The organism is Marinobacter sp. DSM 26671, from assembly GCF_900112835.1.
In the GTDB taxonomy this organism is placed as follows: domain Bacteria; phylum Pseudomonadota; class Gammaproteobacteria; order Pseudomonadales; family Oleiphilaceae; genus Marinobacter; species Marinobacter flavimaris.
In genome coordinates, this window is the sequence record NZ_FONF01000003.1 from 316187 (window position 1) to 330441 (window position 14255).

At 59.2% G+C, this 14255-nt stretch carries 11 protein-coding genes; 5 read left to right on the top strand and 6 right to left on the bottom strand.

Translation table 11 applies throughout. The annotated features are described in order from the left end of the window. Window positions 1-71 precede the first annotated feature (71 nt). Window positions 72-1523 (bottom strand): NAD-dependent succinate-semialdehyde dehydrogenase, encoded by a 1452-nt coding sequence (locus tag BM035_RS05370; protein ID WP_008172988.1) that lies wholly within the window; start codon window positions 1521-1523, stop codon window positions 72-74. Between the two features lie 185 nt (window positions 1524-1708). On the opposite strand from BM035_RS05370, the gene BM035_RS05375 reads away from it, so the two are divergent. Beyond that, on the top strand, window positions 1709-2722 hold the full coding sequence (locus tag BM035_RS05375; protein WP_008172990.1) for a histone deacetylase family protein: 1014 nt from the start codon (window positions 1709-1711) through the stop codon (window positions 2720-2722). A gap of 4 nt (window positions 2723-2726) precedes the next feature. On the opposite strand, the gene thiI is transcribed toward BM035_RS05375, so the two are convergent. After that, window positions 2727-4181, bottom strand: a complete 1455-nt coding sequence (gene thiI, locus BM035_RS05380) for a tRNA uracil 4-sulfurtransferase ThiI (protein WP_092030558.1) — start codon at window positions 4179-4181, stop codon at window positions 2727-2729. 110 nt (window positions 4182-4291) lie between these two features. Here thiI and ppnN point away from each other — a divergent pair, with 110 nt between their 5' ends. Further along, window positions 4292-5674, top strand: a complete 1383-nt coding sequence (gene ppnN / locus BM035_RS05385; protein ID WP_014578587.1) for a nucleotide 5'-monophosphate nucleosidase PpnN — start codon at window positions 4292-4294, stop codon at window positions 5672-5674. 24 nt (window positions 5675-5698) lie between these two features. Here ppnN and BM035_RS05390 read toward each other — a convergent pair whose 3' ends face one another. Beyond that, window positions 5699-6034 carry a c-type cytochrome gene (locus BM035_RS05390; protein ID WP_014578588.1) on the bottom strand — a complete coding sequence of 112 codons (336 nt, stop codon included), beginning with the start codon at window positions 6032-6034 and terminating at the stop codon, window positions 5699-5701. 219 nt (window positions 6035-6253) lie between these two features. Here BM035_RS05390 and BM035_RS05395 point away from each other — a divergent pair, with 219 nt between their 5' ends. Continuing rightward, a complete protein-coding gene (locus tag BM035_RS05395) occupies window positions 6254-7357 on the top strand; it encodes an enoyl-CoA hydratase/isomerase family protein (protein ID WP_092030559.1) in 1104 nt (367 codons plus the stop codon). A gap of 11 nt (window positions 7358-7368) precedes the next feature. On the opposite strand, the gene BM035_RS05400 is transcribed toward BM035_RS05395, so the two are convergent. The 3 genes from BM035_RS05400 to BM035_RS05410 form a co-directional block, all read right to left on the bottom strand. Further along, window positions 7369-7866, bottom strand: a complete 498-nt coding sequence (locus BM035_RS05400; protein ID WP_008172997.1) for an ankyrin repeat domain-containing protein — start codon at window positions 7864-7866, stop codon at window positions 7369-7371. An 81-nt stretch (window positions 7867-7947) separates the two neighbouring features. Next, window positions 7948-10104, bottom strand: coding sequence for a tRNA(Met) cytidine acetyltransferase TmcA (locus BM035_RS05405; protein WP_092030561.1), 2157 nt, complete (start codon window positions 10102-10104; stop codon window positions 7948-7950). Next, window positions 10104-10481 (bottom strand): DUF2237 family protein, encoded by a 378-nt coding sequence (locus tag BM035_RS05410; RefSeq protein ID WP_008173000.1) that lies wholly within the window; start codon window positions 10479-10481, stop codon window positions 10104-10106. Before BM035_RS05410 ends, BM035_RS05405 begins: the two co-directional genes overlap by 1 nt. Window positions 10482-10519: 38 nt before the next feature. Between BM035_RS05410 and BM035_RS05415 the strand changes: the two genes are divergently transcribed. Together BM035_RS05415 and BM035_RS05420 are read left to right on the top strand one after the other, a co-directional pair. Beyond that, window positions 10520-12841: an ATP-dependent helicase gene (locus BM035_RS05415; protein WP_092030562.1), complete on the top strand. Its 2322-nt coding sequence runs from the start codon at window positions 10520-10522 to the stop codon at window positions 12839-12841. Window positions 12842-13001: 160 nt separating this feature from the next. Next, entirely contained in the window at window positions 13002-14210 is a 1209-nt protein-coding gene (locus BM035_RS05420) for an OmpA family protein (RefSeq protein WP_092030564.1), read from the top strand. Window positions 14211-14255: the final 45 nt, after the last annotated feature.

The window sequence follows — 14255 nt, forward strand, 5'->3', positions numbered from 1 at the left end:
TCCCTGGCCACAGACAGTCCTGAACAGAGCCCCGCCCCCGCGCTTATCTCGCTTTGGAGATGGCTTCTCTGTTAAAAACCCCTTGGTACAGTCTGCGCTTCAACAAACTCGAACAGACCTTCCAGGCCGCCTTCACGACCAATACCAGAGGCTTTCATGCCACCAAACGGCGCTTCCGGTGTCGGGCCGGTGCCGGTGTTCCAGCCGCAGTGGCCGAAACGAAGGCCAGCAGCCACGCGCTGGGCGCGTTCGGCATCGTTGGTGAACACGTAGGAGGCGAGACCGAACTCGGTGTCGTTACCGGCTTCGATGACTTCCTCTTCCGTGCGGAACAGGGCCATGGGCACCAGCGGGCCGAAGGTTTCTTCCTGGTAGCAGTACATATCCCGGTTTACGCCGTGCACGACGGTCGGCGGGAAGAACAGGTCGTTACCCAGATCTTCCGGTTTCTTGCCGGCAACCAGGGTAGCGCCTTTTTCAAGGGCGTCCTGTACGTGGCGTTTGACCTTGTCGTAGCCAGCCTGGTTGATCAGGGGGCCAAGATCCACGTCGCCGTTGATGCCGTCACCGACGGTCATCTTGTTAACACGCTCGGCAAGCTTTTCACCGAAGGCATCGGCCACTTTCTCATGCACGAAAATCCGGTTGGCACAAACACAGGTCTGGCCACCACCACGGAATTTGTTGGCGATGAGGTTATCCGCCGCAGCGTCCAGATCGGCGTCGTCGAAGACGATGAACGGTGCGTTGCCGCCCAGCTCGAGGGCCAGTTTCTTGACCTGATCTGCGGTGTCGACAATCAGCTTACGGCCCACTTCGGTGGAACCGGTAAAGCTGAGCATGGGCACGTCGGGGCTCTCACAGAGAACCTTGCCGATCACACTGGCTTTACCCATCACCAGGTTCACCATGCCGTCAGGTATGTCGGTGTGCTTATCCATCAGGCTGAACAAGGCAATCATGGTCAGCGGGGTTTCACTGGCCGGTTTGATCACCGAGGGGCAGCCTGCCGCCAGCGCAGCGGAGAGCTTCTTCGCGATCATGCCAATTGGGAAGTTCCAGGGCGTGATCAGGCCGGTGACGCCAATGGGCCGGTAGTGAACGGTCCAGGTGCAGTCTTTTGGCTTTTCCGGAATGGTATGGGCATCCAGGGCCTGGATGTGCTTGGAGCAGTAATCGAAGAACCCGGCGGCGTAATCCACTTCGCCCTGGGCCTCCTGCAGCGGCTTGCCATGCTCCATGCACAGGATCCGACCGACTTCCTCCTTGTTGGCCTTGAGCGCATCCCGGATGTCTTCCAGCCACTTCCGGCGGGTCTCGATGCTGTAGGGACTGGTCAGTCGCAGTGCCGACTTGCCGGAGGCAACGGCGGCGTTCACTTCGTCTTCCGACATGGATGCGACCTGGGCGATCACCTTACCCGTTGCCGGGTTATAGACATCGAAGGTGTTGCCATGTTCATTGTCAGTCCAGCGACCACCGATATAGCCGGTCAGCTTTTCCAGCAGGGGTGACTCGATCATCTCGGCTCCTCTTCTGTGATTGGCTCCGCCCCGAGTGGGGCGCAGTAAAGGTAATCTGGTTGCGTCAGTGTTTTATGTCTTTCATAGTGGATGTTGTATCCCAACCTGTAAAGTCAAGGGCAGGCTTTTGATCATCGCCTGAGTGTGCCTATACTCGGGGGATCAGCCACCCAGGAGACCGAACAATGAAGGCATTTTTCCATCCCGCACAGGATGAGCATGTTCCACAGACCTACTTTACCCGGGGACAGATGCGCCAGCCCCAGGAAATTCCTGCCCGCACTGGTGAAATGCTGGGCGGACTCAGGGAACTGGGCATCTCTGTGCTGCAGCCAGCAGACCAGGGCGCGGGGCCGATTTCAAAAGTCCACGATCTGGGCTACCTGCGCTTTCTTGAATCTGCGCATCGGCGCTGGAAGCAGATGGATGACTGGGGCGATGAGGTTATTTCGAATATTTTCGTCCGTTCCCCGAATCACCTGACTGGCATTCTCGCAGAGGCGGCCCGCTATCAGGCTGATGGCAGCTGTCCGATTGGCGAACACACTTGGCATGCCGCGTACTGGTCTGCCCAGAGCGCGTTGGGTGCGGCTGATGCACTGATCGCCGGCGACAGAACGTCGTACGCCGTGTGCCGTCCGCCTGGGCACCATGCCCGCCGGGATGCCGCCGGTGGTTTCTGTTACCTCAACAACGCCGCAATTGCTGCCGAGCATATGAAGGCACGGTTCCCGAAAATCGTTATCCTGGATACCGACATGCACCACGGCCAGGGTATCCAGGAGATTTTCTACGATCGCAGCGATGTGCTGTACATCTCCATCCACGGCGATACCACCAACTTCTACCCGGTAGTCAGCGGCTTCGAGAACGAACGTGGTGAAGGGGAAGGTTTTGGCTACAACATCAACATGCCGATGCCCCATGGTTCCTCGGAAGATGACTTCTTCGCGAAACTGGACGACGCCCTTGCAGCGATCAAGCTGTTCCAGCCGGACGCCATAATCCTCGCCCTCGGGTTCGACATCTACAAGAACGATCCCCAGGCCAAGGTATCGGTATCATCGGAAGGTTTCTGCAGGCTCAGCACCCATGTGCGCCAGCTGGGACTGCCTACTCTGGTGGTGCAGGAAGGCGGATATGACCTGGACGCCCTGAGCGAGAACGTCCAGCAGTTCTTCAAAGGCCTGGCCGGCTGATATTTCAGGCCGCGGGCGCGTAAACCTTTACGTTTTCGTGCCCCTCGGCCCTGAGGTGCCCCGCATGCATGCGGCTCATGGTGCCGCGATCGCAATACAGGAGATACTGCCGGTTGGCCGGCAACTCCGGCAGCTGTTGATTCAGCTCGTAGAACGGAATCTGCAGAATTTCGTTGTTAGTCAGTTTCAGCGGTGACTGCTCCCCCTCGGAAGGGTGGCGGACATCAATAATCACGTCATCCACGGAGGGCGTCTGCACCATTTCCACTTCCTCAGGGGTCACGGTCGTTTCCAGCAACCGATTGACCGGCGTTTCTTCCCGGGCCTCGATTGCGCTTGCAAGCACGGAAGCATCCATCCGGGATTCATCTTCCTCTACCCGGTGTAACTTGGCACGAGTGGCCGGCTTCTGGGAAATCACACCACAGTATTCCGGCATGTTGCAGGCGTAGACTTCGGTACCAATCTCCCTGGCGATGCGGATAATGGATTCCTTGTCCATGGACACCAATGGGCGCAGGACCACCTCGTCACTGGCCCGATCCACCACATTGAGGTTGCTCAGGGTCTGGCTGGACACCTGGGCCACGGCATCTCCTGTCACCACCCCCGAGGCGTTGTTCTTGCGGGCAATCTCTGCTGCCGCCATCAGCATCTGACGCTTGAGCACCACGCCCCAGTGACGGTGACTCACCGAACGCATGATTTCAGCGACAACACCCTCGAAGGGCACCGAGATAAACTTGGCACTGTGGGAGGCACCGTAGCGATCCCACAGGTAGTGCACCACCTGGCGCACACCAACCTCGTGAGCCGTGCCTCCGAGGTTGAAAAACAGGAAGTGATTGCGCAAACCCCTTCGCATCATCAAGTAAGCCGCCACCGAAGAATCATAGCCCCCGGAAATCAGGGTCAGCACATTTTCGACACTGCCCAGCGGATAGCCGCCCAACCCCCGGTGCTTGCGATGGGCAATATGGAACTGGTCGTCCTGGACTTCAATCCGCACCTCAACCTGTGGGGATTTCAGATCAACCCCACTGGCACCCGATGCCTGCATAAGCGCGGCACCCACGGTGCGCTCCAGATCAATAGAGCGGAAACTGTGTTCACCGTGACGTCGGGCCCTGACGGCAAAGGTTTTGCCAGCCAACCGGTCCGCAAAGGCCTCAACAGCCTTCTCGGCAACGTCTTCCAGACTGACAAATGGAAACGCTCCGATTTCCTGGATCGTGGAAATGCCCGGTATGCGCAAAAGCAGCTCAAGGGCCGGCCCGGACAACCCACGACCGTCTGGCACCTCCACGTCCACCCTGTCCCAGCTGCCTTCAACCCGAATCTCCGGATCAAGCCGCGCCAGCAGCTTTCGGATGTTCTGGCGCAGATGACGCATCTGCTGGCGACGGACGGGTTTACTCTTGATAGCAACTTCCGGAGCGGGACGAATAAGCAGTTTCATAAATCGGAATTTTGTCGGGTGGCGTATTGTACTGAAAGGCCTTAGTCTACCCTTTTGACTGCGTGCCTCAAAATCGGGCATTTCCGCAACATCCAGGAGTTTCACCGTTAATGCAGGAAACCACCATCAATGCCCTCGTCTCACCAGAGGGCAGCCTTGAAATTCTCTCCAATCATGAGGTCAACCGCCTCAAGGACCGCAGCGAAGGCGGCCTTTACCGGCTGTTCCGCCAATGCGCGCTGGCGGTTCTCAATACGGGCATCGAGACTGACGACTGCAAGGCATTGATGGAATCCCATGCCGACTTTGATGTCCGCCTGGTACCGCAGCCCCGGGGCCTCAAACTGGAACTGATCAATGCGCCCGGCCATGCCTTTGTTGATGGCGAAATGCTGAGGGCGATCCGCGAGCACCTGTTCTCGGTTTTACGAGACATTATCTACTCGCATTCGATCCCTCAGACAGCCGCCGGTTTTCGCCGGGATGATCCAGAAGACCTGACCAATTACGTATTCCACATTCTCCGCAACGCCCGGGTGCTGCAGGCAGGACGACAACCGGACCTGGTGGTCTGCTGGGGTGGCCACTCCATCGGGCATGAAGAATACCAGTACAGCAAGGATGTCGGTCATCAGTTGGGGCTCAGGGCCCTGAGCATCTGCACCGGATGTGGCCCGGGTGCCATGAAAGGGCCCATGAAAGGTGCCACCATTGGCCACGCCAAGCAGCGGGTAAAGAACGGTCGCTACATCGGTATTACAGAACCCGGCATCATTGGCGCCGAAGCCCCAAACCCTATCGTCAATGAACTGGTCATCATGCCGGACATTGAAAAGCGCCTGGAAGCGTTCGTCCGCTGTGGTCACGGCGTGATTGTATTCCCGGGCGGTGTCGGCACCGCCGAGGAAATTCTCTACCTGCTCGGGATCCTGCTGCATCCGGACAATGCGGATCTACCCTTCCCGGTGGTATTTACCGGCCGGCAGGAAAACGCGGAATACTTCGAGATGATCGACAAGTTCATCCGGAACGCCCTCGGGGATGAGGCTGCGAGCAAATACGAGATCATCATCGACGATCCGGTGCGCGTGGCCCAGACCATGAAAAAAGGGATGAAGGAGGTCGAGACGTTCCGGCGCGCCATGCAGGATGCCTATTATTTCAACTGGATGCTGAAGATCGACCCGGTGTTCCAGCTGCCGTTCGAGCCCAATCACGACAACATGCGGGCGCTGGAGCTGCACCGGGACCAGCCTGTGCACCTTATCGCTGCGAATTTGCGCAAGGCCTTCAGTGGCATTGTTGCCGGTAACGTCAAGGAGGGTGGCATACGACAGGTTCAGGAGAAGGGGCCATTCGAAATCGCAGGCGACCCGACTCTGATAAAACCGCTCGAAGCCATGCTCGAGCAGTTTGTGACCCAGAACCGGATGAAACTACCGGGTTCTTCGGCTTACAGACCGAGCTATCGCATCGTCAGCGGAGCGGCCTGAGCCGCTTCGCTGACAGGGTAAGGCTTACTTGCCGCCGTCTGCCGGCAAGCTCGCGAAGTAGGCCGCCAGATTGGCAATGTCGGCGTCACTCAGGGCAGCAGCCTGCCCCTGCATAATCGCGGCCTGGCCGCCAGAGCGTTGCTTGTTCTTGTACGCCTTCAGGGCCGATACCAGGTACTGCTCGTTCTGGCCCGCCAGGTTGGGGTATGTCGGGATCTGCGCGAGACCATTCTGGCCATGGCACGCAGCACAGACAGCCGCCTTGGCCTTGCCGGCTTCGGCATCTGCGGCAGAAACTACTGCAGGCACAGCAGCGCCAAGCGCAAAAATTCCCGCAACAGCGTAGTGTTTCAGATTCATTGTTATTACCCTCTCATCGTCATTTTCCAGATTTTAAGGCCGGTTCGGAGGCCGGGCACTAAACTGACTTGCACTTATAGCACAGAGCGGGGCAACCTCAAATGCGATAGGTCAAGGACATCTTTTCGACGTTAGTCCTCTTTCCTGTTCTGGCTATTAGGGTGAAAGTACGTTCGATTCCGTATCCAAGATTGATTTAATTCTCCGGAGAAAACGCCAATGTCTGTAGAGGCCGAGGAACTTGCATGCCGCGAAGGGCACATGGGTGTTCTGACACTGAACTCCCCGGGCACTCTCAACGCGCTTTCCGAACACATGATCGAGCAGATCCAGGACATCCTGGACCGCTGGGCCAATGATGACCGAATCTGCATCGTGGTCATTCAGGGCGCCGGTGAGAGAGCCTTTTGCGCCGGCGGTGATATCCGCGAACTCTATGATGCAATTCTCGACGGGCAAGAGCCGGAGAAACCGGTACGGTTTTTCAGCCGGGAATACCGGATGGATTACAACATCCATCGCTTCCCAAAGCCCGTGCTGGGTATAGCCCACGGCGTGGTGATGGGCGGCGGTCTTGGTGTGTTCTCAGGCTGCCGGTATCGGCTGGTTACGCCCGATGTCACGCTGGCAATGCCCGAGATCACGATCGGGCTGTTTCCGGATGTGGGTGCCAGCTGGTTTCTGAAACGGCTCCCAGGAAGGTTGGGGCTGTTCATGGGGCTGACTGGCGCCCGTTTGAACGTCAGCGATACGCTGCGGGTTGGTCTCGCCGACATGGCCATCCTGCCGGAGGACCGGGATCGCCTGATTGACCGACTGGCCTCGGAACGCTGGACCGGCCAAACCGCCGCCGATGACAATCGACTGTTCAGGTTACTCAACCAGATCCAGACACCGGATTACCGGACACTGCCACCCAGTCACCTCGCCCGGCACGAACAGCGGATTGCCAGGCTGAGCGCCGGCGATGAACTTCCGGATATCGTTGATCAGCTGCTGGCAGCGGAGGTGGACTGCGACTGGTGGCATGCCTGTATGAACACGCTCAGAAACGGATGTCCGGTCTCTGCATGGCTGGTCTGGACCCAGTTACAGAAAGCGCAGCAAATGTCCCTGAAGGACGCCTTCCGCATGGAACTGGCGATGGTTTCCGAATGCATCCGCCGGCCTGATCTGGCAGAGGGAATCCGGGCTCTGGCTATCGACAAGGACCGCCAGCCAAAATGGAGTTACCCGAGCGTGGCCGATGTGCCGGAAGACGTGGTTGCGGCTCATTTCACCCCGGAGTGGGATGACGAGACGGATCCGATGGGCCTGGAGTAAGCCGGTCGGCGCTAGAACTCGGCGCCCGCCTGCACCAGCAACATTTCCAGATCCCGATTGTTGGTGGCGCGGGCAACGTCCAGTGCCGTTTGGCCGTCGCTCGCCTCGTAATTGACGTCGGCTCCGGCCGCCACCAACCGCTCCGCCGTCAGCAAATCCCCGTTGGCCACGATTTTCATTAGCAGGGATTCGCCCCCCTGACTCACGTTGACGTTGGCACCGGCTGCCACCAATACCTTCACCACCGACAGATGGCCGTTTTCCGCCGCCCGCATCACGGGGGTATACCCGTACTGGTCACTGGTGTTCACATCGGCGCCGGCCGACAACAACAGCTGCACGCGCCGCTTTTCACCATTTCCGGCGGCTGAAACCAGCAGTGCATCCGCCTCGGCCAGGGCCTCGGGGCTCAGGGCAACCGGTTGGTTCGGGGAGGCGCAGGCGGACAGGAAAACAACAAGCGGAAGCAATATGAGCAAAAAACGGAAGGCGCCGGTTCCCTTGGCCATAACAAACAGTCTCTGTAGATCTCGTTAAAGGATACGAGGGCCCATTCTGGGCAGACACCGGCGGAAATTAAATCGAGCGAGTCACAAACCCGGGCCATCCTTCAAAAGATCACGCACCACCTGCCGCAGACGATCTTCCCCTTCTCTCTGGCCCAGGCAAAGTCTATCCGCCTGCAGCGCGGACCAGGGCCGCCCCTGAAGAACACCCTGGCACCAGACCGCAAGCGCCTCATGGCTTTTCAGCCACGCAATGATCCCCGGCACCTGACTCAGCTTCCGCAATACCGGGACAGTAACCTGAAAGCCACGATGCCCATTGGCGAAATTGCGGAGATCCCGCAAATCATCCTTGTCCAGCGTCGGCCCGGTGGGCAGATCGGCGGTTATCCCGGCCAGCAATGTTGGCTCCAGCCCCTGCCAGTTGCCGGGCAAGAGAGTAAGCCAATGATCGGCCAGGCGGTTGCGGATGCGTTCTTCCAGATCGCGACCAGCCTGCGAAAAGCCGGCCACCATCTGCAGTGGGTATTCGCCACTGGATGCTTCCTGCTGCAAGCCAACCCTGACAACATGCAGACTGCAGGTCTGCCAAAACGCGAGCAGGTCAGCGCTGCCACCGAAGCTGGTTCCGAGGTAATCAACATCCTGCTCGGCGGCATACGCCCTGGCAGCCTGCACCATGCTTTGGCCAATGCCCGCGCGTCTGACCTCGTCTGATACTGCAATGCGGACAACCCTCAGACCCCGCAGGACCGCGGCCTCGGGATAGCCGCTGTGGCTGGCCAACGATTGCGGCAGCAGATGGCCCCGTATTCGCCGGGTGCCCAGACTGACCTGTTCTGCCAGCTCAGCCGGAAGGCCACCCTCAAGCGCGCACCAGAGCACACCAACCGTCTGATCGCCAATTCGCGCGCGCCAGCTACGGGCGGCCGGGTCATCCAGCCACTGCCTCAGATCAGCGGGGCTGGTCCGGTAATGGGCATCCACCAGCAACCCAAAGGCACGGGACAGGGCTCCGTCACTTGCCTCTGCCGGCTCCCAGGGTTCGATGACCAGCTCCCCGGCGCTGTATTCAGTTTTCCCGGGCAAGCGACCACCGTCGGCAGCCAGCAGAAAGAGTCGGGTGATCAGGGCTTCCAGCGGATCGTTCAGGGTCCAGCGTACCGGCTCGCTCAACGTTACCGACTGCCACTGGGGCGTTGATTGATCAAGGACCTGCCGAAAACGAATGGCAAAGCCCCGGCCGGCCCCTTCGTAACCATGGACCGTGGTGGCGAACGCCACTCTCGGCCAGCCGAGCAGAACCGATTTCAGCAGCGGCGCCGGAATCGCTGCTGCCTCATCCACCAGGACCACTTCGGCTTCCGGCCGCAAAGTCAGCAATTCACGTACCGGCATAAACCTCAGGCGGCCACCGGCTCGGGAGCTGAGTATCCCTGGGCTGGCTTCGGCCAACTGGTCTCCGAGAGTCTCACAGGCGTGGCGAAAGAGGGTCTCCACATTCTGCTCCGAGGGCGCGGTAACCACGATGTCCTGTCTGCCTTGGCGCAACAATTCGGCTGCAGCCATACCCATCGCCGCAGATTTGCCACGGCCCCGGTCCGCCGTAACTACCAGCGGCCTGCGCCGGCGGCCCAGGCCAAAACGGACGAGGCGCTGAACCAATTGTTCCTGATCCCGGGTGGCGGCGATTCGAAAGCGTTGCTCAGGCAGGGGCGGAACCGGCGGCCGTGATTCCGGACGGTCGGGCGACACCCGGATGACCGCATCATCGTCGGCAAGCAGGTCGGCCATGCGGGCAGCAAACGGATGGTTCGGACCATGCTCCAGACCGGTTCTCGAGTAATCGGGATCCGCAAAGCGGGACCACTCTGCCAGCGGCGGCATCAGCCAGAACAGCAGGCCACCAGCGGTGAGCACACCCGAGAGCGCGGCAAAGGCATCCGGAGGATTGCCGTGCCAGCCATCCCAGACGATAAGCGAGACTTCACACCCGAGCCACTTTCGAGCCCCGGGAGGCGTGACCCGGGTCAGCCGGGTATCGGGGCTATGATCCGCTGGTCCCGTCCAAAGGCCGCTCTGGATTTCCAACCCGGGTAACAGACCGGAAAGCCACCTGAGGTTCTGTTCCCGATCACCCTCAAGCAGAACCAGTCGGCGTTCACCGTTGGCGGTGAGGCTGTCCTGCAGGGCACGCCAGGCGGACGGATCCGCTTTGGCATCGGGTCCGGAATGGCTCATCAGCTAAGGTCGGCACCATGAGACTTGAGGTCGTCCAGGGCGCATTTTTCAAGGGCAGCCCGATGGGTAGCCCGCAGTCGAACCCTGGGGGCACAGCCGGCTTCAAAGGCTTCCTGCCACCGGCCGGCACACAGGCACCAGCTATCGCCCGCTTTCAGGCCTTCGAAGCCGAATTCAGGCCTGGGGGTGCTGAGGTCGTTGCCCTGGGCTTTGGAGAATTCGAGGAATTCGTCGGTTACCACGGCGCAGACGGCGTGCAGGCCAAAATCATCCGGGCCGACGTTGCAGCAGCCATCGCGGTAAAAGCCGGTGATCGGGTCTTTGCCGCAGGTTTCGAGTTTTTCGCCAAGTACGTTTACCGATTCGGACATTTCCATGTTTAAGACCCTTTCGCTCTCATGTTTTGATCGCAATTATGCGGGAGCGGTATCCGCTCTACCAGCAGGCCGTTACAATACCGGCCATGCCGACCGAACCCCAAATTCCTGAGACCACCAACCTTCCGGATTTCCTCACCGATGAGCAGCGGGCGATTATCACCGCGGGCTATGAGCATTCGGTGATTACCGCCGTAGCCGGCAGTGGCAAGACGTCGACGCTGGCCTGGCGAATCCGGTATCTGCTGGAACAGGGCCACGATCCGGACCGGATGCTGGTGTTGATGTTCAACCGCAGCGCCCGGGTGGATTTCGAGCGCAAGCTGCAGGAGGTGTGCGCCCGGAGCGGGCTGGCGCTGCCAGAGATACGGACGTATCACGCCATGGGCTTGAGGTTGTACAAGAGGTTTGTTCGGGAGGGCTATCTGCCGGGGTTTTCGGACAAAATCCTGACCGAGCAGGAGATCAGCTTCCAGGCCTGGCAGTTGACCCGACGGCTGGCGCCGGAGGATCTGGCGGATGAAATCCGGCGCAACAAGAAGGATTTTGTCGAGACGGCGACGGGGTTTATTGATCTGGTAAAAACAACGCTGTCGCCGGCGGAAATCGTGTTTGAGGAACTGGGGTACTCGGACAAGCACAAATACCTCATTGACCTGTTCCACAGCTTTGAACAGTGGCGTAAGAGCCAGGGACGGATCAGCTACGCCGACATGCTGTACGAGCCGGTGATGGCGATTCACCAGAATCCGCCTTTGCAGCGGCTGGTAGGCAACAAGATGGATCTGATTCTGGTAGATGAGTACCAGGACACCAATGAAATCCAGCACCTGCTGCTGCGCTACGTGGCTGGAGACCGGGCCCGGGTGACGGTTGTTGGCGACCCGGACCAGACGATCTACGAGTTCCGGGGCGCAAAGCCCGAGTTCATTCTCAAGCGGTTCAGCGATGAGTTCGAAAGCCCGCTCGAGCAGACGCTCAGCTATACCTTCCGGTACGGCCATCGCGTCGCTTTGCTCGCCAACCATCTGATCTGTCACAACACCGGTCGCAAGGATGTGCTTTGCCATTCCCACGCTTCCACGCCCGGCACGGAGATCACCCTGCATCGGTCGGAAAGCGATGCCGATACCGTGCTGCAGATTCTTCAGGGCCAATCGGAACCGGCTCTGGCAGGCACGGCCATACTGTTCCGGGTCTGGAGTCAGAGTGTCCCTATCGAGCTGAAGTTGCTGGCTCGTCAGATTCCCTACCGGATTGATGCCGGCAAAGGCGCGCTGTTCAGCCGGGAAGTTCAGGCGATCACTGCCCTTCTGATGGTGGTGACCGGGAAACTGGAAAACCTGCCGGACGAGGATCGCCTGGAGCTGGCACGACAGCTGTTGCGCTTTCCTCATGTGGGTCTGAAAGAGCCGGAGCTGGAGCAGTTGGCGCGTTTCCTGGCAGGATTTTCCAGTGGCTGGCACGAACGTCTGCTGGCGATGGACTTCGACGCGCTGGCGCCCATGGCCGCCCGCAAGCTCAGGAAACTCGGCGAAGTGCTTGCCCAACTGCGCAGCTACGGAGGCCCGGTTGCAGGACTGATCAGTGTCTATGCCGAGCACACTGATCTTTACGAGGGCATCCGCAGCCTCGCGCTGACGCATGAGAGTGCCGAGGAACGGATCGATACGATACAAGGATTCCGGCAGTACCTTAAAAGCCTTGATGTCACAGCTGAAGGCGCCCTGGAGCACCTGAAAACCCTCAAGCAGCAGGCAGGTGAAAAACAGCAGGGTGGAGTGCTTCTCTCAACGATTCACCGCACCAAGGGTCTGGAATGGCCGACAGTTATCATTCCCGGACTGCAGGAGAAATACCTGCCGTACAGCCCCCGCCCCCAGGACAATGCCAGAGCATTTCTGGAAAGCGAGCGACGGCTGCTGTATGTGGCCATGACACGCACACGCCAGCGGCTGCACATGATCACCCGACCGGCCAGCAAGCAACCGCACCTGGACGGCGATCTGGGCCCAAGCCGTTTCGTGGAAGAGTGCTGTTTTGAACTTGCCGAGGAATTCGGTCGCTGGCTGGATGATCGATCTCCGGCAGAAACATCAACCATTCGGTTAACTGCCCCCCTGACACCGGTCAGCCAGCGTTACGCCGACCGGGAGAGCGTCACCCTTGAGGGCCAGGCTGCAACATTCGAAAACTCAACGGAACCACTCTGGCATCAAAAACGTCTTGGCCACGCGATCTTTGGTCCCGGCTCGGTGGTCGCCGAAGATGAGAATTCTTTCGAGGTGCATTTCGACAACGGCGAGATGCTTAACTTCAGTAAAAAAAGCGCGCATCTGTATTTTTCCGCTCTGGCCTGAAACGACCTCGGGGTCGTAAAGGTCAACTGTGTACAATTGCGGACGTAACAATCCGTATCATTTTTTTGTTTTTTTTGGCCTACTGGCCTAAATTCCGGGTATACAAGCACTTATCATGAGGAAGTGCGGTACCACAACGACAATGAACAGGAGGTTCTGCATGAACGTCATGCGTCCGATTTCCGCGGCTGTATTGGCCGCTACCCTGGCAACCCCGGCCATGGCCGATCGTCAGGAAACCGTTTACATCAACCCGTTTGCAGGTTTTCAGCTGTTTGACGACAAACGCGATCTGAGCGAAACCGGCACCTTCGGCGTTGGTGTGGAATACCGCTTCCGTCCTCATTGGTCGGTGGAGGCGCTTTACTCACGTGCCGATGCAGACCGCAAATACGTGCCGGGCGAATCGGAATTTGATGAAGTTCGGGTTGACGGTACCTACTACTTTGCAGGGCCGGACGAAGCCTGGAACCCATACGTGTCTCTGGGCGCAGGCCATGCAGACTTTGGTTCGGACAACAGTGGCGTTCGCACTGCGGGCAGCAACCATGACGAAACCCGAGTGAACGTGGGTACCGGCTTCCGTTACAACATCAGCGACGCCGTATCACTGCGCGGTGACCTCCGTGAATTCCACGGCATTGATGAAAGCACCTTCGACACTCAGGTCTCTCTGGGCATTAGTTTCGCGTTTACCCGCACCGTGGCGCAAGCCTCTCCGGCGCCTGCGCGTCCGGCAGATGCAGATGGTGATGGCGTGCCGGATTCACGGGACCAGTGCCCCGGCACCCCGGCTGGCGCAACCGTTGACAGCAATGGCTGCGAGCCGGATTCGGATCGCGACGGCGTGGCCGACAGTCGTGACCAGTGCCCAGACACACCGCGCGGCGCGGAAGTTAACAGCCGTGGTTGTGAACTGGATAGCGATAACGACGGCGTGGTCAATAGCAAAGACCAGTGCCCGGACACCACCGCTGGCGCAGACGTGGATGCATCCGGCTGTGAAGGTGTCGTTGAGACCATCCAGACTTTCACCATCGAAGTGAATTTCCCGACCAACAGCTCTGTGATTGGGAACGCCTACGACAGTGAAATCAGTCGTGTTGCTGATTTCATGAAAGAAAATCCGGAAACCATCGTGGAGATTGCCGGTCACTCTGACAGCCGCGGCGACGCGGACTACAACCAGTTCCTGTCGCAGCGTCGCGCTGAAGCAGTTGCCGGCCGTCTGACCGGGCCTCTGGGTGTTGATCCGGCACGAGTGGAAGCCGTAGGTTATGGTGAGGAGCAGCCGATCGCGTCCAACAACACAGCGGACGGCCGAGCTGCCAACCGCCGGGTTGAAGCGCGCATTCAGGTTCGCCGTTAATTTAAGGTTTTACCTGAGTGGTTTGAAAAGGCGCCTTCGGGCGCC